The following is a 19,278-nucleotide window of genomic DNA, read 5'->3' as shown; positions in this document are numbered from 1 at the left end:
GCCTCGAGTCTGTTACAGTGAGAGTGAATCCCCTCGCAGTGGAGTCTCGAACGATGCAGCGCGCAAACCTCAACTCGGCTGGCCTCGGCCTGATGCTCGTGTCTCTCATCATCTCCGGGTGTGGCTCGGACGGAGGTCTCGGCGCCCCATGTGGCAGCCGCGGCTACTCGTGCGGACAGCTCTGTGATGGCGACACTCCACCTGCGGCGTGTGGGCTCGACTGCTCGAACGCAGGCTGCCCGACGGGCTACTACTGCGGCGCCGACGACACGTGTACCGCGGACTGCGCTGGCGCCGGCGACCGACTGTGTGGCGATGGCACGTGCTCGACCGACGGCGTGTGCGTGGGGCCGGACACGGCGGACCAGGGCACCGTCGACATGGGGCGGGTCGTGGATCTCGGGCCGCCAGTGGACATGGGCACCACCGACCAGGGCGACGGTGTCTGCGCGCGCGTGTCGGTAGAGGCGACGCGCGTCACGCCGAACGTCATCTTCCTCATCGACCGCTCCGGCTCGATGGGCTGGGAGCTGGACCTGTCGGACGGCGCGCAGTGTCCTGAGGACAACGACGGCAACTTCGACTGCTACGACAGCAACAGCAACGCGACGCGCAACCGCAGCCGATGGCGCGGATTGCGTTCTGCGCTGGTCGGCACCAGCACGTCTTCTGCCGTGGAAGGCCTGATCGGGGACCTGCAGGATCAAGTGCGCTTCGGCGCCGTGACCTACCGAGGTCCGAACAACGCCTGCGTCTCGCTCAACAACATGAGCCCCGTGAACGTGAGCGGGATGAACCGTGTCGGCGTGGTGGAGGCGGGCGCGACTCCGTCGGCGCGTGATGTCATCGCGGGCGACGGCACGGACAACCGCTACCTGGACCTCGACCCGACGGGGGGTACGCCCACTGGCCCCGCGATCGACTTCCTGTTGCAGAACCTCGACCCGGCGATCCTCTCGTCCGGCGACCCGACCATCCTCATCCTGGCGACGGACGGTGAGCCGACGTCCAGCAACGACTGCAACGGGCTCGACAACTTCGAGTCGAACGCGCGTGACTGGGCCGTCAGCGCGGTGCAGCGCGCGTTCACGGCTGGCATCCGCACCTTCGTGCTCACGGTCGCCGACGAGACCGAGATCCAGCAAGACCACGTGGACGATCTCGCGAACGCCGGACTCGGTCAGGCGCCCGACACCACGCCCGCCGCGACCAGCTGGCGCGTGTTCAACCCCGAGGAGCTCACCACGGCGTTGACGGGCATCATCGGCAACGAGATCTCGTGCACCGTGGAGTTGGCGGGCATGGTGCCCAACTGGTCGACGGACCCCTGCTCTGGCGGGACGATCGAGATCGTCGAGGGCGCCTCTCGCACGATGCTCGAGTGCGCTCCGGGCAATGGCTGGCAGCTGGTGGGTCCGAGCACCGTCGAGATCATGGGCGCGGCGTGTCTCACGTTGAAGGCGGCAAGCAACGCGACGCTGGACGCGAGCTTCCCCTGCGACACGATCATCTTCGGGTGACCAGGCTCGTTGACGCGGCGGGCGGACGCCGCGTCACTGCCCCGGACGCGGCATCAGCCCGCTGTCCAAGAAGCTGAAGTAACCCTCGGCCGCGATGATGATGTGGTCGAGGACGCGGATGCCGAGGAGTTCGCCGGCGTCCACGAGTCGCGCGGTGAGCGCCATGTCCTCCGGGCTGGGGGAGGGCTCGCCGCTGGGGTGGTTGTGGACGAAGATCACGCCGGACGCGGCCTCGCGCAGCAGCCGTCGGAACACCTCGGCGGGGTCGACCGGGCAGCTCGACCGGCCGCCGAGGGCGATGCGGAGCTCGCCGGTCGGCCGGTTCTTGGCGTCCAGGGGTAGCGCGAGGAACTCCTCCACCCGGGATGCCGCGAGGCGCGGCCGGAGCGCCGCGTCCACGTCGACGCTGGAGAGGAGCTGACCGCCTCGCGGGATGCGCCGCGTGGCCGCCCGGCGTCCGAGCTCGAGGGCTGCGCCTAGCCTCGCCGCCTTGCTGGGTCCCAGCCCCCGGATGCGCAGCAGCTCTCGTGGGCCGGTCCTCTCGAGGCCGTCGAGACCGCCGAGTTCGTGGAGCACGCGCGCGGCCAGCAGCGCGACGGGCTCGCGTGTGCTGCCCGTGCCCAACAGGACAGCCACGAGCTCCTCTGCCGAGAGGACCTCGGCGCCCAGCTCGACGAGCCGCTCGCGCGGTCCGCGACGGGCGTCCGGGGTCGTCGCGCGTGGTTCCGGGTCGTCGATGCCCGTGGATGGCGAGGGTGTGCGGTCGTCAAGCGTCATGCCCCCGCGTGTTGCAGGAGCTGCACCTCCATCCCTGTGTGGAAACGCGTGTCGAAGGGGCGGAAGACGGCGCACGCCCACCTCGGCCCGCCGGCGGCCGCCGGGAGCTCACGCGAGCGCGAGACCTGCCGTCAGCAGCGCGAAGCCCAGCGCGCTGAGCCCCACGGCGCGACCGAGCACCCCCCTGTTCGGTCGGTCTTCGGAGTCGAAGCCCTTGACGGCCACGCCCGCGAGTCCCAGCAGGAAGAGCGCGAAGCCGAGCCATACGGCCGCCAGGGTGAGCCGGTTGGGGCGCCCGTGCTCGCGCAGCGCCGCGAGGTAGCGCGCCCCACGCTCCGCCTCGGTGTCCTCGGCGTGCAGCTGCGGGGGATCCACCCGCGCCATCAGCGCCGCGATGCGTTGCTCGGCGGCGGCCCCCTCTGCCGCGTGCGGAGAGAAGAGGCTCTCGGACGCGACCGTCCCTGCCCGGATGGCACGGAAGGCGTACAAGGCCGTTGCGGTGTCTCCCTCCCCTTCGGCGCGCTCCCCGATCATGCGCAGGCGCTCCAGCGCGTCGGTGCTGCCCGGATCGAACGGCGCGTTCCAGCGGGCCGCGCGCCTCAGGTGCACCAGAGTCTCCCGCAGATCGGAGGCTGCGGCGGCCTCGTCTGCGGCCGCGAGCTCACGCGCGCACTCGAGATGCACGCGCGCGGCGACGAGTGCCAAGAGCACCAGCGCGGCGGCGAGGGCGCGCCACAGCGCGGGCGTCCGCACCCCGAAGCCGCCCAGGGAGCCCACTACAGAAAGTCTCGGCGCTGGAAGATGAGCGATGCGGCGATCAGCAGCAGGGCGGCGTACGCGACCCCGTAGGCGAGCGTCTGCGCGACGTATGGCCAGAGCCCCCCCCCTGCGACGAGGCCGACCGTCAACGCGCGCCGCCCTGGCACAAACAGGTGAAAGTTGGGCACGACCTGGACCACGGTGTGCAACAGGGCTTGCACCTCTTCGGGGACCCGCGTGCCGCGCATGGACTCCATCGTGTCGGCCGAACGACCCATGACCCACACGCCCAGCGCGAACGCCCCAGTCAAGAAGGGGGTCGAGAACGACGAGAACATCAGCGCCACGGCGGCGACCAGGGCCAGCTCCCCGAGGTTGAGGGCGAAGGCGGCGAGCAGGTAGGTGACGTCCGCGCCGTGGTGCGCGGCGAACCACGCCATGAGGGACAAGAACGCGGCCGACCACGGCAGGACCACGGCGGTGCGATCCGATGCGCGAAACGTGAACGCGCCGAGCGTGAGCAGCGCGCCGCCAGCCACGGCGAGGCCTACGGAGAGAGAAGCGCCCTGCTGGATGGCGGTGACCCACAGGTGCACGCCGCCCATGATGAGGACGAACACCCCTGCGGTCGCGACGATGCCGAAGTACTTGCCCAGCAGGAACTCGTACCTCGCGATGGGCTTCGGCAGAATCACGTACAGCGTCTTGCGTTCGATCTCCTTGTAGAGAAGCGACGACCCGAGGAAGACCGCCATGATGACCGAGAAGAACGAGATGGAGGCCATCCCGACGTCCGCGACGACACGATCGTTCTGGTTCAGCGACAGCTCGCCCAGCGCGAGGCTGAACAGGAGCATGAGGATGGCGATGCCCAACATGCCGTACAGCACGCGGTCACGGACCGCCTCGCGGAACGTGTTCAAGGCAATGGCATAGACCCGGCTCACGGGGACACCAGCCCAGCCGCAGAGGAGAAGTGGCTCACGATGCTCATGGTGAGGACGAAGAGGGTAGCGCCCAGCGCCATGGACGTCACCTGCGCTGCACGCGCGGCGCTCCCGCCCGGGCGCAGGCCCAGGGCGAGGAGGGCCCGAGGAAGTTCCTCCGCGACGTAGAGCGCGCTCGCGGCGCCGAGGACACAGGCCGCGCCCACACCGGGGAGCGCGGCGAGGAACGCGTCCAGCCTCTGGTACACGTCTGCGCCGCTCGCCCCGCCGAAGACCGCCGGCGCGACCACGGTCAACAGGGCGATCGTGGCGACCGAGCAGAGCACGCCGGCGCCGACACGCAACGTGCGGCCTTCGTCGTCTGGGTCGGGATCGCGCCGTGCCTCTGTCAGGGTCCCTGGAGGACCCACGTCTCCAGCAGAGGGGCCACCTTCCGCGCTCGGTCGGGGACCCGCGGCAACGGCTCCGGGACGGCGGGCGAGCAGCGCGCTGGTCGTCACGCGCGCAACCCACGCGAGGACCACGAGCGCCCACCACGCGAGCAGGGCGGGGCGGTGGCCCAACCAGTCCAGCGGAGGCGCTGCGCTGGGCGAGAGCCGCAGCCCCGCCGCGAGCGCGACGAGCCAACCCAGAACCAAGGCGGGCGCGCCCGTGGCGGCGTTCAACCGCGTCAGCGCGCGGTGACTCGGGTCGTGTACCACGCGCGCATGGTGGGCGATCTCGGGGCGCCGTGTCGAGCGTCAACCGGGCGGCGCGGCGCGGGCCTCGCACGGGTCGCACGAGCGCACCCGAGGCTTGCTCACCGGGCGCAGTCGGCGCAGGGTGGCGCGCAGGTGCCCCTCCTCCGCTCGACGCTCCTCGCCGCCTTTGCCGGAATCTTCTTGGGCCTCTCCGCGGCGCCGCACGAGGTCCCCTTTGGCCCGGTGCTCTTCGCCCCGCTGTTCGGGGTGGCGCTGGGCCTCGCGCCCTCGCTCGACACGGTGAAGCAGGGCGTCCGTCACGGGCTGCTCGTGGGCCTCGCCGCAGGCGCGGCGTGCAACGCCCTGGTGCTCTACTGGGTCGTCGGTCTCATGCAGGACTTCGCGCGCTTTCCATGGATCGCGGCGCTGCTGGTGGGCGTCCTGCTGTGGGCCGGGCAGGCCGGTCCCATGATGTTCGCCGGTGCGGTCGCGGGCGGGTTGCGGGCGCGCGGTGTGCCGCTCGCCGTGGGGGTGCCCGTGGCTCTCACAGTGGGCTTCGCGTTCGTGTGGCAGCTGTTCCCGTGGCACCCGGCCGTGGGTATGTTGCCGTTCCTGCCGTGGGTGCAGGCGGCGGACCTCGCCGGGCAGTCGCTCCTCGATGCGCTGCTCTTCGCGGGCGGGACGCTGCTGTGCGCCGTGTTCGACACTCCCTTGGGGCGGGCCCCCCGTACACGCCGCGCGCGCATGGGCATGGTGCTCGGCGCGGCCCTGTGCCTCGGGCTCCCGGCCGTCTACGGAGCGATCCGGCTGCCCGAGGTGCGCGCCGCCCGGGCAGCCGCCCCAACCGTGCAAGTGGGGGTGGTGCAGCCCAACGTGGGCATCTTCGAGAAGCACGACCGCCGCTACTTCCGCATGCAGATCGACGTGCTGCGCCGTCAGACGCGGGAGGTGGAGGCAGCCGGCGCGGAGGTGGTGATCTGGCCCGAGACCGCGTACCCGTACGGCTTCGCGCGCGGGGCGAGCACCGACCGCAACGGACCCTTCGCCGTGTTGCGAGACGGGGTGCGTGGACCGGTGTTGGTCGGCACCGCGACGTACGGCGACGGATGCGAGACCTGGAACTCGGTGCTGGCGCTGCAGGCCGATGGGCGCGTCACGGGGCAGAGCGACAAGGTGGAGCTGCTCTACTTCGGGGAGCGCGTTCCGCTCTGGGAGGTCCTGCCCCCGCTGCAGTGGGCGTTCGAGTGTCCGGGCGTGTATCCGGGCGAAGCTCCTGGGGTCCTGAACCTCGGCGGCGCCGACATCGGCGTCCTGAACTGCTACGAGGACGTGCTGGACCACTACGGACGCGCGGTGGTGCAGGAGCACCCCGACTACCTGGTGAACGTCACCAACGACGCGTGGTTCGGCGACAGCAGCGAGCCGGTGTTGCACCACATGGTGGCGCGCATGCGCAGCATCGAGACGCGCCGCGATCTGGTGCGGGCCGTCAACACGGGGGTCAGCGGGCACATCGCGGCCACGGGTGAGAACCTGGTGCTGACCGAGACCTTCGTGCCGGCCACCTTCGTGACCACCGTCGCCAAGCTGGGTGCCGCGGAGGGGACCATCGGGCGCACCGTGTACGTCCGGATCGGGCGTGCGTTCGAGTGGCTGTGCCTCGCGCTGTTGCTGGGCCTGGTGGTCTGGGCGCGGCGATCGCGTCCCGAGCCCAACAAGGGTGTGTCGGAGAGCCCACAGACCGGGTCCAGTGACAGCGGACGGGCCACGGAAGAAGCCGTAGCCAAGGGCGTTTAGGGCGCTCACGGATCCGGCCCAGTCTGTGCTACCCCCGTCGGCATGGGTCAGGAAAGTCACTCGCCGCGGCGCCTGCGGGCGCGCGCTCTCTGGTTCGGTTCGCTCGTGCTCGCGCCGCTGGGCGTGCTGTTCGCCAGCTCGTGTGGCGGCATCACCGGTCCGACGACGACCGAGCCGACCCACGCAGTGCCGCTCCCCACGGGCCTGCAGGCGCTCGAGAGCTTCCCGGGCGCACCGGGGACCACGCGCCCAGCGGCGCCCCTCGAGCCCCTGCTCGCGGCGGACCGCCCCGACGCGCTGGTGCTGCTGTCGCCGCGGGGCAACTCCATTCACCTACGTCGCGGGCAGAGCATCTCGCTGCGTTTCAACCGCCCGATGGTGTCGCGCGCCACCGTGGGCGACCGCCTCGAGGCCATCCCGCTCGTCTTCCGCCCGGCCGTGGCCGGTACGGCCTCCTGGACCAACCGCAGCACGCTGGTGTTCACGCCCGACGCGCGCGCCTGGCCGGCCTCGAGCGTCGCCGAGTCCACGCTGACTCTGGACGCCGCGTTGGCCTCGCTCGACGGCGTGCTGGTCGAGGATGGGGATGAGCGGCTGGTGGTGTTCGATGGAACCCCGCGCCTGCGCACCAGCGGCACCCAGAGCATCACGGCGGGCGAGCCCATGCCGCTGTTCTTCGACGCGAGCGTGTCCGCCAACGACCTCGCGCGCGAGCTGCTGGTGTTCGAGGCGGACGGCGGCCACCGCACGCTGCCGGTCACCGTGCGCGCGCGGGGCGTCCAGGAGCGCGGCTTCCAGGTGGACGTGGTGCCGACCCGCCCGCTGCAGCTCGGTGCGCGCATCCACATGGCGCTCACGCCGCGCTGGGCCGGCGGGACCAGCTCCTACCCGCAGATGGTCGCGTACTCCGTGCTGCCACGCCCGCGCATCGACGGCGTGAACTGCCGCACCTCGGGGCTGCGCTGCTCGGCCGATCGCGAGCCGGGTGAGGTGCTCGACATCGAGCAGGAGTTCAGCGTCCGTGCGTCGGAGCCCATGCGCGCACCCGCGCTCACGGACGTGCGCGTGCGGCCGACGGTGCCGAACCTCAGCCTGCGCTTCGACCCGGAGCAGCCACGGCGCTTTGGCATCGTGGCCGACTGGGAGCCCGACCAGGTCTACGAGGTGCGTGTGGGCGACGTCGACACCGCCAACGGCGTGCGGCTGGAGCGAACGCCGCCCTACGCCATCCGCAGCCGCGGGCTGGCGCCGGCCGTGCGCGTCCACGCGGCGGGTCAGCTCGTCGCGATGGAGGCGGACGCCGACGCGGACGTGCGCTTCTCGGTCGTGCACGCGGACACGGCTGTCGCGCGCTATGTGCCCGTCTCGAACGGTGGCGAGGCGCGCGCGGCCCTCTTCCCGACGCAGACGTCGGCGGGGTCGGGCGGGAGCTCCATCCCGCTGCAGCCGCTCGCGCCCGAGGCGCGGCCCAACCGCTGGGGCGATGGAAGCGTGCGCTGGCGTGACGGCTCGGGGCGCCGGGGGGACATGGCCGCGCTCGACTTCCGCGCCGCTGCGGGCGCACGCGCCCCGTCGCACGCGCTCTTCGTGCAGCAGACGGATCTGTCGCCGACGGTGCGCGTCACCAGCCAGGGCGCGCTGGTGTGGGTCACCAAGCTCTCGGATGGGTCGCCCGTGGCCAACGCGCAGGTGGAGCTTTACCGCGTCGCCCGCAACGCGACCTCGCCCGACGCGGTGGGCAACGCGGCCGAGCGTGCGCGCACGGACGCCAACGGCGTGGCGTTCCTGCGGGCTTCGGGTCTGGCCGAGCAACGCGTGGCCATCGTGGCGCGCACGGAAGGCGGGCGCGCGGTGGTCGTGGTCGAGCGCGGGCGCGCGATCGGTGCAGGCCAGTTCCACCTCGGTGGGGGCGGCGGCGCGGCAGACCTGCCCAGCGCGCATGTGTTCGCCGACCGCGGCGCCTACCGACCCGGAGAGCGCGTGCGTGTGCGCGCCACGCTGCGGCGCATCGACGGGGGTCAGGCGGTGCCAGCCCGTGGCGCCGTGTCGCTGCGCTTCATGGACCCGACCGACAGCCACCCGATCGAGACGAGCGACGCGCAACTGGACAGCTATGGGGCTGCCGCGGCGGACTTCCGCATTCCCCGCGACGCCGCCCTCGGCGAGCACCGCGTGGACGTGTTCGTGACGCGTGGCTCGGGTGACGGGGCGCGTGACGTGCGGGTGGGGAGCGTCACGTTCGACGTGTCCTCGTTCCGGCAGCCCTCGTTCCGCGTGGACGTGCGGGCGCCGGAGCACGCGTTCGCGGGGGACGCGTTGCGCTTCGAGGTGGACGCGAACTACCTGTTCGGCGGGCGCCTGACGGGCGGCGAGCTGCGCTACAGCCTCGCGCGGCACGGCACGGCCAGCTACCCGCGCGCGTACAACGGGTTCCAGTTCGGCGTGGGCGACGCGCCCTCGGGCCGCGGGACACTCGAGGAGGGTGTCGAGGTGCTGCGCGAAGACGGCAGCACGGTGGTGACCATCGCGGGCGACGCGCAGTCGTCGCAGCGCACACGCGTGGTCTTCGAGGCCAGCGTGACCGACCAGGCCGGACAGACCGTGGGCGCCGACAAGGTGGTCACGTTGTACCCCGCCGCGGTCGAGGTGGGTGTGCGGCGCGTGCCCGGGTGGACACCGCACGCGCAGCCACTGACCCTCTCCGCCATCGTGATCGACCGTACGGGCGCTGCCGTCGCGGGCCAGACCGTACGCGGACGCTTCGTGCGCGAGGGCTACCACACGTTCTGGGACCGCTCGGGCGGACAGGTACGTGAGCGCCGTGAGCTACGCCGCGAGGTCGTCCACGAGTGCAGCATCCGCTCGGCCGCCGAGGCCGCTTCGTGTGAGCACCGACCCGCGCGCGGTGGCACCTACGTGCTCGAGGCGGAGGTCACCGACGAGGCCGGCCGCCGTACCCTGTCGGCCGTTCGCACCTACGTGGCGGCGGCGGACGAGGTGCCCGATCGCGACCCGCCCGGCACGGCGGTCACCCTCACGTCGCGTGAGCGCGAGTACGCGGTGGGTCAGAACGCCGAGATCGCGTTCGAGTCACCGTTCGAGCGGGCCCGCGCGCTGGTGACCGTGGACGTGCACGGTGTGCCCGAGGTGGTCGCCGTGCGCGACATCACGCGCGGTGCACAAGAGCTGAGCGTCCCGCTGCGCAGTCAGATGGTGCCCAGCGCGCTCGTGACGGTGACGCTGGTGCGCGGACGTGTCGGCGCGCCCACGGCGACCCACGACCTGCTGGGGCCCGACCTGCGCCTGGGCGCCATCGAGCTGAAGGTGCGTCCGGCGCTCTCGGCCTTCGCAGTGAACGTGACCGCGCCCGAGAACGCACGCCCCGGCGAGCAGGCCACCATCGAGGTGGCGGTCACGCGCGACGGTCAGCCCGCGCAGGTGTCGCTGGCGCTGTGGGCCGTGGACGAGGGCAGCTTGCGGCTCACGAACTACGAGCGCCCCGAGCTGGACTTCCACTTCGCGAGCGCCGTGGACGGCGACTTCGCTTGGGAGGACCTGCGCCGCAGCCTCGCGTCGCGCGTGACCACCAACGTGGTCCGCGACGGCGGCGACGGCGCGGAGGAAGAGGGGGCGCTGCGCACCCTGCGTCCCGAGGACGAGATCCTCGACCCGACCCCGCTGTGGGCGCCGACCCTCACGACCGACGCGCAGGGACGCGCGCGCGCCACGCTCACGCTGCCGGCGCGCGCCACCGAGTATCGGGTCATGGCCGTGGTCATCGACACCGGCCTCGGTACGACGGGGGCCGAGGCCACCATCCGCACCAAGACGGATGTGCAGGTGCAGCCCACGCTGCCGCGCTTCGTGACCGAGGGCGACAGCTTCGAGGTGGCGGGCTTCGTGCACAACACGGGCGAGCGTGCGCAGGAGCTGGACGTGGTGCTCCGCGCGGGTGACACCGAGCTCGCCCGTCAGCACCTGTCGCTGGCGCCGGGGCGCTCGGAGCGCGTGGCGCACATGCACCGCGTGCCGGCCGGCGAGGGCACCCTCGCGCTGCGCTTCACGGTCAGCGGCGGAGCCAGCGCCGAGGCGGTCAGCAACCTGCCCATCGCGCCCCGCGCGGTCTACCGCCGCAGCCACGCGCGCGGATTCGTGCGCGGCACCGAAGACGCCGAGGCCCGCTCGCAGGTGACCCTCGACCTCCCGACCAACCTGCGTGGGCGGATGGACCTCGAGCTGGCCCCGCACCCCATGGTCGGCGTGGAGGCGCTGATGGGCGTGGCCGAGCGCGCGCAGTACGGTGGGCTCGCCCACCAGGCGGCGCGCGTGATGCTGTTCGCGGCCGGCGTCAGCACGTCGGACGCCGCACCCGACGTGCGCGCAGCGCGCCTGCAGCAGGGCGTCGAAGACCTGGTGGACGCGCTGCGCGGCGGCGGCTACCGGCCCTCGCTCGCCGACCACACGCGCGTGCTGCACGCCCTCGTGCTGGCCGAGCAGGCTGGCGCCACGGTGCCGGCTGCGCAGCGGGCCTCGGCGCTCACCGCGCTCACGCGTGCCCTCGAGCGCCCCACGCAGGGCCGGCGCTCGGCGGACGAGCTGACCTACGCGCTGCGGGTGTTGGTGCTCTCGGGCGCCACCGTGGCCGCCCCCATGCGCGACGCGCTGCTCGAGCTGCGCGACACGCTCAGCGTGGGCGGACGTGCGTCCATCGGCCTGGCCCTGCCCGACGACCACAACGTGCGCGCGACGCTGCTGGACGAGATCAAGTCCGCGCTGCCAGAGCAGATCGACGCGGTGGCCATCGACGCGCTCTCGTCGGTGCTGGAGTTCGCGCTGCGCGTTCGTCCGGATGACGCCGTCATCGGTGAGGCGGTCGCGTCGCTCCTGCGGCGCGTGGAGCCCCGCTCCCGCTACGGGTGGTACAGCCTCGCGGCCGCGGCCGACGCGCAGCGTGCCCTCTCGGCTTACGCGGCGCTGCTCGGCACGGAGTTCGCCGAGCCCCCGACGGTGCTCGTCGATGGGCAGCCCATCCGTCCGCGCTCGACCGAGGGCGGGCGGGCGCGCTACCGCGTCGCCACCCAGCAGCTGAGCGGCACGGGGCACTCGCTCACCGTGGTGTCGCCTGCGCGGCAGGCCGTCTTCTTCGCGGTGGACGCGGAGTGGGCCGAGCCCCTCGGGGACCGTGTAGAGGACGGGCAGTTCGCGGAGCCGCGCGGCGCCATCACGCTGCACCGCCGCTACGAGCGCGAGGACGGACGCACCATCGAGTCCGGTGGGCGCGTGGCCCTGGGCGAGATGATCCGCGTGCGCCTCTTCGCCTACGGCGAGGCCGACGGGCGCGTCTATCTCTACGACCCGTTCCCAGCAGGCGTGGAGGCCATCGAGACCCTCAACGACGACAGCCCCCGTTCGGCGCTGCGCGCGCTGCTGGGGATGGGACCCGAGGACGACGTCGTCGGCCCGAGCGGGCACCACGCCATGCGCTCGGTGGGCGACGTACACGACCGCTCGCTCGAGGCGAACGGGGCGCACTTCCGCCTGTCGCGTCTGGGCCGTGGGCTGCGCGAGTACACGTATGCGGTACGCGCCACGTCCGTGGGCCGCTTCGTGGCGCCTCCCGCGCAGCTCGAGGCCGAGGACGACCCCAGCGTGGGCGGCGACTCGGCGGCCTTCGTGCTGGAGGTGGTCCGCGAGTGAGCCTGCGCTCCCGCCTCGCGCGTGGGGCGCTGTGGGCCTTCGGGCTCACGTTGGGCGCGCTGACGCTCGGCTACCTCGCGTCGTTCTTCGTGAGCGTCGATGAGCGTCGCCTGGTGCAGCCGCCCGACGCCCTCACCGTACTCGACCGTGAAGGTGTACCGCTGCGTCAGGCCCGCGTTGACGGCGTCGACCGGCGCTGGGTGGCCCTGAGCGACGTGTCCCCTCGGCTGCTCGATGCGATCATCGCCGCCGAGGACGGACGCTTCCGTGATCACGTCGGGGTCGATCTGCTGGCCACGGTCCGCGCGCTCGGGCAAGCCGTGGTGCCCGTCGGGCACCGCAGCGGGGCGAGCACCATCACGCAGCAGACCATCAAGCTCACGCACGGGCGTCCCCACGGGCTGTGGAGCAAGCCGCTCGAGGTGCTGCGCGCCCTGGCGCTCGAGAGGATGCTCAGCAAGGACGAGATCCTGGAGCAGTACGTCAACAGGCTCCCCTACGGCGACCAGATCGTAGGCGTGGCCCGCGCGAGCGAGGCCTACTTCGGCGTGCCGGCCCGCGACCTCGGCGTGGCGGAGGCCGCGCTCATCGCCGGTATCCCAAGGGCGCCCAGCGCGACCGAGCCGCGTCGGCACTTGGCGGCGGCGCTGGTCCGACGCGACGAGGTGCTGCGGCGCATGCACCGGCGTGGCTTCATCACGGAGGCCGAGCTCGAGGAGGCGCTCGCGAGCCAGCCGCGCATCCTCACGGAGCACGTGCGTGCCTACCGTGCCGCGCGCTTCGTGGACCGCGTGATGGCCGACCACCGCGACGACCACGTCCCGGCGGGGGCGCGTTCGCGGGGGCGCGTCATTCATACCTCGCTCGATGCGACGCTGCAGGAGGAGAGCGAGGAGCTGCTGCGTGCGGCGGTCACGCGCCTCGAGCCACGCGGCGTGCGCAACGCGGCTGGCGTGGTCATCGACGCGCACACGGGGGAGCTGCTGGCCTACGTGGGCGCCGCGCGCGAAGGGGCCGAGCACGCGGGTGGGCAGCTGGACCTGCTGCGGGCGCGCCGGCAGCCGGGCTCCACTCTCAAGCCCTTCGCGTACAGCATGCTGTTCGAGTCCGGGGGGCACGCGGCCACGCTGCTCGACGACACGGCGCGCGGCATGACGGGCGCGGGGGGCACGCACTTCGAGGCGGAGAACTACGACGGCCGCGAGCACGGTCCGGTGCGCGCGCGTGCGGCGCTCTCGGGCAGCTTGAACCTCGCGGCGCTGGACGTGGTGCGCCGGGTCGGGACGCCCGCGCTGGTGAGCCGGCTGCGCGACCTGCAGTTCGACGAGGTGCCCTCCGCGGCGGAGGTGGGCGCGGCGGTGGTGCTCGGCGGGCTGGGCGTTTCCCCTCTGGAGCTCGGTCGCGCCTACACGGCGCTCGTCAACGACGGCCGCGTCGTGACCCTCGAGCGCTACCCGGTGGAGGCGTCCCGCGCGCATGAGCCGCAGGGCGACGCCGTACAGGAACGCGCGGCGGGCGATGACACGGACGCCAGTGACGACGCGTCCCCCCGCGCCGACGACGCGCCTGACGCGCCACCGCAGGCACCGCATGGGCCAGCCGACGAACAGCACGACGACGAAGCTGTCGTCGATGAACCGACGCCCGTCGCGCGCGTGTTCGCGCCTGCGGCGGTGGCGGTCACCGTCGACATCCTCGCGGACGGCGACGCGCGGCGCCTGGCGTTCGGGCGGGACCTCGAGGCCGAAGCCGGGGGGCTGCCGTTCGGGCTCAAGACCGGCACGTCCAGCGGCTATCACGACGCGTGGGCGGTGGCGTTCGACGCCCACGCGGTGGTGGTGGTCTGGCTGGGGGACCCCGCCGGAGGGCCGCTCGAGCGTGTCAGCGGCTTCGAGGGCGCGGCTCCCGTGGCGGCCCGCATCCTCTCGGTGGCGCGTCAGCGACGGTCGGCGGGCGCGCCCCTCGAGCCCTTCGCGCCTTCCCTGCTGACCGAGACGGTGCCGGTGTGCGCGCTCTCAGGCGAGCTGCCGCACACCGGCTGTCCGACCACCCTGGCCGAGCGCTTCGTCCCGGGGCACGTGCCCGACACCACGTGCGCGGTGCATGGCCCGAGCGGCGACGTACACTTCGACGAGCGCTACACGGGCTGGGCGCTGAGCGAGGGCTGGCTGGTGGGCGACGCGACACGCTCGGCGGAGCCCCTCCGTGTGGTGCACCCGAGCGACGCGGCCGAGTGGTGGGTCGACCCGCTGCGCCCCATCCCGACCGAGCTGCGCGCGAACGTGCCCAACGGCGAGGTGCGCTGGGAGGTGGACGGCCGCGCGCTCCCCGAAGGGACCGCCAGCTGGTTGCCGGTCGCCGGTGCTCATCGCATCGTGGCGCTGCGCGGGGCCGAGCGCGCCGAGGTCACGCTGACGGTGCACGCCCTCGAGCGTCACTGAACGGCGTGGTCTACGGCCTGTCCGAGCGTCGGACCGGCCGTAGCTGGCGCGCGTGCTGGGTCGGGTGCGTTCAGCGGCGGCGCTCGCTCGGGAAGGTGCTGCAGTCGCCCACGATGTAGCCGAGCGCGGCCAGCTGCTCACACAGCTCACGCGTCATCTGCGTGTTGGCGCGGAGCGAACGCGCGCGCCCCGGGCGACCGAGGATCCAGCCGCGGCGGTCGGCGGCGCCGAGGAACACGCCCGAGAGCGTGCGCAGCGTGCGCAGCGTGATCGGCGTCGCGCGGCCGTCGAGCTCACGTCGTTCGCCCGGATCGGCCGCCAGGTCGAACAGCACGAAGGTTCCGCTGTTGCGCAGGATCAGCTTGGAGTCGAGGCTGCGGATCACGCGTCGCGTCTCCTGGTAGTCGCTGAACGCCACGTGCGGCCCCGGGGGGGGCGTGCCGCGCAGGTAGCCCAGCAGCGAGCGCCCCTCGAAGTCCGGCGGCGAAGGCATGCCGAGCGCCTCGAGCATGGTCGGCGCGATGTCCATCGTGGTCACGACGTCGGGGATGCGCGTGCCCGCGGGCGCCACCCCTGGCCAGCGGATCATGAGCGGGACGTGCAGCAGCTCTTGGTACACGGAGTGGCCGTGACCCCAGCTGCCGTGCTCTTCGAACTCCTCGCCGTGGTCCGAGGTGATGACGAAGAGGGTGTTCTCGTTCAGCCCGAGCCGCTCGATGCGCGCGAGGAAGCGCGCCAGGTGGTGGTCGTGGTAGCTGATCTCGGCGTCGTGCAGCGCCGCGAGGCGGAGCTTGTCCTCTTCCGTGAACACCACGCGCGGCGGGTTCTGCTTGGCGCGGCCCAAGAGGTCCCCGGTGCTGCGGTTGCGGATCTGCCCCGTGTACGGCCCCTCGAAGTACATCTCGAGGAAGTTGCCCGGCGGGTCGTAGGGCACGTGCGGGTCGATGGTCTGGATGTACGTGAAGAAGCGCGGCGCGGACTCACCGGCTTCGCGCGCGGTCCGCTGCCGCTCCACCTGCGCTTCGATCCAGTCGCCTGCCTCGCGGAACACTGTCTCGGCCTCCGTGCTGCGCGTCTCGCGGATGTAGTTGACCGCGTGGTTGAAGCCCTGCGTGAAGCCGAAGCGGTCCGACACGTAGCCGTTGGCCGAGAATTGGGCCGTCGCGAAGCCCGCGCCCTCGAGCACCTCCGACACCAGCAGCGCCTCCGTGGGCAGCGAGGAGTTGTCGTACTTGGCGTTGTGGGTGGCCGGGTAGAGCGAGGTCAAGATGCTGGCCACCGAGGGCTTGGTCCAGTTCTCCGCGCTCTGCGCCCGCTCGAACAGCGTCGCGCTCTCGGCGAAGCCGTCCAGCGCGGGCGTGCGTACGCGCGAGCGCCGGTTGTAGGCGCGCAGCTTGCTGGCGCGCAGCGTGTCGATGGTCAGGACGATGACGTTGTGCGCGCTCTCGGCGATGGGCTCGACCACGGGCGCGGGCACGACCAGGCGCACGTCACTGAACGCGACCGCCCCGCCGATGCCGCGCAGCGTGATGCGCACGTGCTGGTCCGCGAACGCGCCGAGGTCGAGGGCGCGGTCTTCGAAGCGGTCCCCGAGCGGGATGGTCGCGAGCGTCTGCGGCTCGGCCCCATCCCGCGTCACCACGACCTCGGCGCGCGCTTCCCCCGCTGCGTCTTCAGCGCTCGCCCCTTGGGGCGTAGAGCTGCCGGCCGGTCGCGGGCTGGGCGCGCTGTCGGCCGCCTGGGCGCGGGACGCCACCTCGGCCTCGTGTGGGGCGTGCGCGGCGCCCACCACCAACGTGGCGTCGCGCGGGATGGGCAGATGATACGACAGGCTACCCGCCCCGGGGAGCCTCAGCGCGCGGCGGGACACGGCGGCGTTCACGGAGGTCAGGAGCGCGGGGAGAGGCTCCGCCGTGTCCCGGTCGGCGCGCGTGATGCTCATGGTGTCCAGCGCGAAGGACACGTCCTCGCCCATCACCGAGCTGGTGGCGTCCCCGCGCAGCAGGAGCGTGTTCTCCCCCGTGCGCATGGCGGACGCCGGCACGTCGAGGCGCACGTCGCGGTAGTCGCCGGCCTCGATGGGCCCACCGCCCACCTCCGTGCCGTTCACGAACGCGATCAGCCGCGTGCCACCGACGGCCTTGAGGCGCAGGTGGATGCGCCGCGCGCTCGCGTCCTCGGCGGGAAACCATACGCGCCCGACCGTGCCGAAACCGCTCCATGTGACCCCCGCCGTCTCGTGGTCGCCGGTGAAGCCGCTGCCCCAGTTGCCCGACGTGTACTTGAGTCGTGCCGCGGTGCCGAAGTCGATGAACAGCCCGTCGACGTCCACGTCGGCCAGGTGCGAGAGCGTCATCAGGTCCATGTACGTGCGGGTCCCGTCGGGCGCAGGGGCGCGCTCGGGTGGCGGCCTGCGGGGCGTGCTCGAAGGGCCGGCGGTTGGCGGCGCTGCCTGCGGTGGCGTTCCCGGGCCTTCGCCTGCCTCCGGGCCTTCGCCTGCCCCTCCCGAGGGGGTCGTCTGAGGCGCGGGGTCGGGCTCGCCACCACATGCGAGCAGTACCGCCAGCGCGGTCGCGACGGACGGCGTCAGCACACGCGCGGCGCGCGCGCCACGCTTCTTGGAAGGGTGGGACCAGCGGGGGCTCTGCTTCATCACGACTCTGCGGCTACCACGTACGAATTGACGCGGCCAACAACCCGCACCGGCGCGTGCCGTATTCCGTGTGCCCGCGGGTGCGCTCAGGCGTCGTCTGGCGCACGTGTCAGCACCTCGACGCCGTCCTCGGTGACCAGCAGCGTGTGCTCCGCCTGAGCCGAGAGGCGCCCGTCTGCGGTCACGACCGTCCAGCCGTCTGCGAGCACCCGCACGTGAGGCGCGCCCAGGCACACCATGGGCTCCACCGTGAAGCACATCCCAGGGACCAGCTGCGGGCCCGGGGTGCTGCACGCGTGGTGTGGCACGTGCGGCGCCATGTGCATCTGGCGCCCGATGCCGTGCCCGCCGAAGTCGCGCACCACGCTGCAGCCCTCGCGCTGCACGAACGCCTCGATCGCGGCGCCCAGCTCGTGCAGCGTTGCGCCGGGGCGCACGGCCGCGATGCCCACGGCGAGCGCGCGCTCCGCGACGTCCACCACGTGCGCTGCGTCGGGGCCTGGCGTGCCCACGCGGAGCGTCCGCGACGTGTCCCCGTGCCAGCCGCGCAGCTCGGTGGTCACGTCGACGTTCACGATGTCTCCGTCGCGTAGAGCACGTGGGCCTGGGATGCCGTGGCACACGACCTCGTTCACCGAGGTGCACACATGGGCGGGGAAGACCTGGCGGCCCACGCGGTAGTGGTACTGGGCGCAGCGCCCGCCGCGCTCCTTGGTGTCGCGCGCCACCAGCGCGTCGATCTCGCCCGTGGTCAGGCCGGCGCGGACGCTCGCGGCGGCCCGTGCGAGCGTCTGCGCTGCGGCGCGGCCTGCACGGCGCATGGCGGCCTGCTGTTTCTCGTTCAGGAGGGGGATGCGCTCACGCATGTGACGACCGTAGCCCGGACGCCGCGCGTCGCCTCATACCGTCTGGGTATGGGGCTGCGCGTGTCGTGGCCGTCGGAAACGGGCTACACTCGGGACGTGTCGCTGGAGCAGCTCGAGACCGTCGTGGCCATCGCGGAAGAGGGCGCGCTCGTGCGTGCGGCGCGGCGCCTGCACATCAGCCAGCCGCCGCTCACCCGCAAGCTGCGCGCGCTCGAAGAAGAGCTGGGCACAGAGCTCTTCGAACGTCGCGCGAGCGGCATGACCCCCACGCCCGCGGGGCGGCTGTTCGTCGAGCGGGCGCGCGCCATCTTGGCCTCCGTGGAGGACGCGCGGCGCGTGGTGGCACCGGGGCCTGCACCACGCGTGGGCTGAGCGCGCCGTCCGCCGTCGCGGGCTCCGCGGCGTTTCGGGTGGGGTTTGCGCGGCTTCTGGATCGTGCTCTAAGCTGCGCGCCCACCCCACAAGGAGTCCCTGGTGCCCAAGAAGAAGCCCCTCAAGTCCGCCGCCGCCGCTCCCGCCCCCCTCGTCGCCATCATGACCGGTAGCCCGAGCGACCTGCCCGTGGTCGTGCAGGCGCGTGACGTGCTCGACGAGCTCGGCGTGCCGAGCGACACGCGCGTGCTCTCCGCCCACCGCACGCCGCACGAGGCCGTGGCCTACGTGCAGGCCGCCGAAGAGGCGGGCGTGGAGGTCTTCATCGCCTGCGCCGGCATGGCCGCGCATCTCGCCGGCGTAGTGGCCGCGCACACCACGCGCCCGGTCATCGGCGTGCCCCTCAAGTCCAACGCGCTCGACGGCATGGACGCGCTGCTCTCCACCGTGATGATGCCGCCCGGCATCCCCGTGGCCACCGTGGCCATCGACGGCGCCAAGAACGCCGCCTTCCTCGCGGCCCGCATCGTGGCCGGCACGCGCCCCGAGGTCCGCGCTCAGCTGGTGAAGCAGCTCGAGGCCGGCAAGACCCGCTACGACCTGCCCGTCGTGGGCGCCCCCGCGCAGGCCGACTCCATGGGCAAGCGCGCCGCCAAGTCCAAGAAGTAGTCGTCGATAGCTCGGGGGCAACTTGGGCGAGCTGGGGGCTGTGGGGGCACCCCGGACTAAAGTCCGGGGCAGCATCCTTCCGAGCACCCGGCTACCGCCG

At 72.6% G+C, this 19,278-nt stretch carries 12 protein-coding genes; 6 read left to right on the top strand and 6 right to left on the bottom strand.

The annotated features are described in order from the left end of the window. Window positions 1-53 precede the first annotated feature (53 nt). Window positions 54-1,520 carry a VWA domain-containing protein gene (locus tag H6726_06385; GenBank protein ID MCB9657264.1) on the top strand — a complete coding sequence of 489 codons (1,467 nt, stop codon included), beginning with the start codon at window positions 54-56 and terminating at the stop codon, window positions 1,518-1,520. 33 nt (window positions 1,521-1,553) lie between these two features. On the opposite strand, the gene radC is transcribed toward H6726_06385, so the two are convergent. From radC to H6726_06365, 4 genes are all read right to left on the bottom strand, one after another. Further along, window positions 1,554-2,297 carry a DNA repair protein RadC gene (gene radC, locus H6726_06380; protein ID MCB9657263.1) on the bottom strand — a complete coding sequence of 248 codons (744 nt, stop codon included), beginning with the start codon at window positions 2,295-2,297 and terminating at the stop codon, window positions 1,554-1,556. A 108-nt stretch (window positions 2,298-2,405) separates the two neighbouring features. Next, a complete protein-coding gene (locus H6726_06375; GenBank protein ID MCB9657262.1) occupies window positions 2,406-3,074 on the bottom strand; it encodes a hypothetical protein in 669 nt (222 codons plus the stop codon). Next, window positions 3,074-4,003 (bottom strand): ABC transporter permease, encoded by a 930-nt coding sequence (locus H6726_06370; GenBank protein ID MCB9657261.1) that lies wholly within the window; start codon window positions 4,001-4,003, stop codon window positions 3,074-3,076. Before H6726_06370 ends, H6726_06375 begins: the two co-directional genes overlap by 1 nt. Continuing rightward, on the bottom strand, window positions 4,000-4,704 hold the full coding sequence (locus tag H6726_06365; protein MCB9657260.1) for a hypothetical protein: 705 nt from the start codon (window positions 4,702-4,704) through the stop codon (window positions 4,000-4,002). The genes H6726_06370 and H6726_06365 overlap by 4 nt, the downstream gene beginning before the upstream one ends. Window positions 4,705-4,836: 132 nt before the next feature. Here H6726_06365 and lnt point away from each other — a divergent pair, with 132 nt between their 5' ends. From lnt to H6726_06350, 3 genes are read left to right on the top strand one after another with little or no spacing between them, the layout of a single operon-like run. Beyond that, entirely contained in the window at window positions 4,837-6,480 is a 1,644-nt protein-coding gene (lnt, locus tag H6726_06360) for an apolipoprotein N-acyltransferase (GenBank protein ID MCB9657259.1), read from the top strand. A 42-nt stretch (window positions 6,481-6,522) separates the two neighbouring features. Further along, window positions 6,523-12,177, top strand: a complete 5,655-nt coding sequence (locus tag H6726_06355) for a hypothetical protein (protein ID MCB9657258.1) — start codon at window positions 6,523-6,525, stop codon at window positions 12,175-12,177. Continuing rightward, the gene (locus tag H6726_06350; GenBank protein ID MCB9657257.1) at window positions 12,174-14,618 is read left to right on the top strand and encodes a transglycosylase domain-containing protein; all 2,445 of its coding nucleotides are present in this window, start codon (window positions 12,174-12,176) and stop codon (window positions 14,616-14,618) included. Before H6726_06355 ends, H6726_06350 begins: the two co-directional genes overlap by 4 nt. Before the next feature lie 70 nt (window positions 14,619-14,688). On the opposite strand, the gene H6726_06345 is transcribed toward H6726_06350, so the two are convergent. Together H6726_06345 and map are read right to left on the bottom strand one after the other, a co-directional pair. Continuing rightward, window positions 14,689-17,271 (bottom strand): sulfatase, encoded by a 2,583-nt coding sequence (locus H6726_06345; protein ID MCB9657256.1) that lies wholly within the window; start codon window positions 17,269-17,271, stop codon window positions 14,689-14,691. An 86-nt stretch (window positions 17,272-17,357) separates the two neighbouring features. Then, window positions 17,358-18,137 (bottom strand): type I methionyl aminopeptidase, encoded by a 780-nt coding sequence (gene map, locus H6726_06340; GenBank protein MCB9657255.1) that lies wholly within the window; start codon window positions 18,135-18,137, stop codon window positions 17,358-17,360. Between the two features lie 48 nt (window positions 18,138-18,185). Between map and H6726_06335 the strand changes: the two genes are divergently transcribed. After that, window positions 18,186-18,509, top strand: coding sequence for a LysR family transcriptional regulator (locus H6726_06335; GenBank protein ID MCB9657254.1), 324 nt, complete (start codon window positions 18,186-18,188; stop codon window positions 18,507-18,509). 162 nt (window positions 18,510-18,671) lie between these two features. Continuing rightward, window positions 18,672-19,178: a 5-(carboxyamino)imidazole ribonucleotide mutase gene (gene purE, locus H6726_06330; GenBank protein ID MCB9657253.1), complete on the top strand. Its 507-nt coding sequence runs from the start codon at window positions 18,672-18,674 to the stop codon at window positions 19,176-19,178. The last annotated feature ends 100 nt before the right edge of the window (window positions 19,179-19,278 follow it).

Source organism: Sandaracinaceae bacterium (genome assembly GCA_020633055.1).
Lineage (GTDB): Bacteria > Myxococcota_A > Polyangia > Polyangiales > Houyiibacteriaceae > JADJJE01.
Note: the sequence above shows the minus strand (reverse complement) of the source record. Positions and strands in the feature narration are given on the sequence as shown.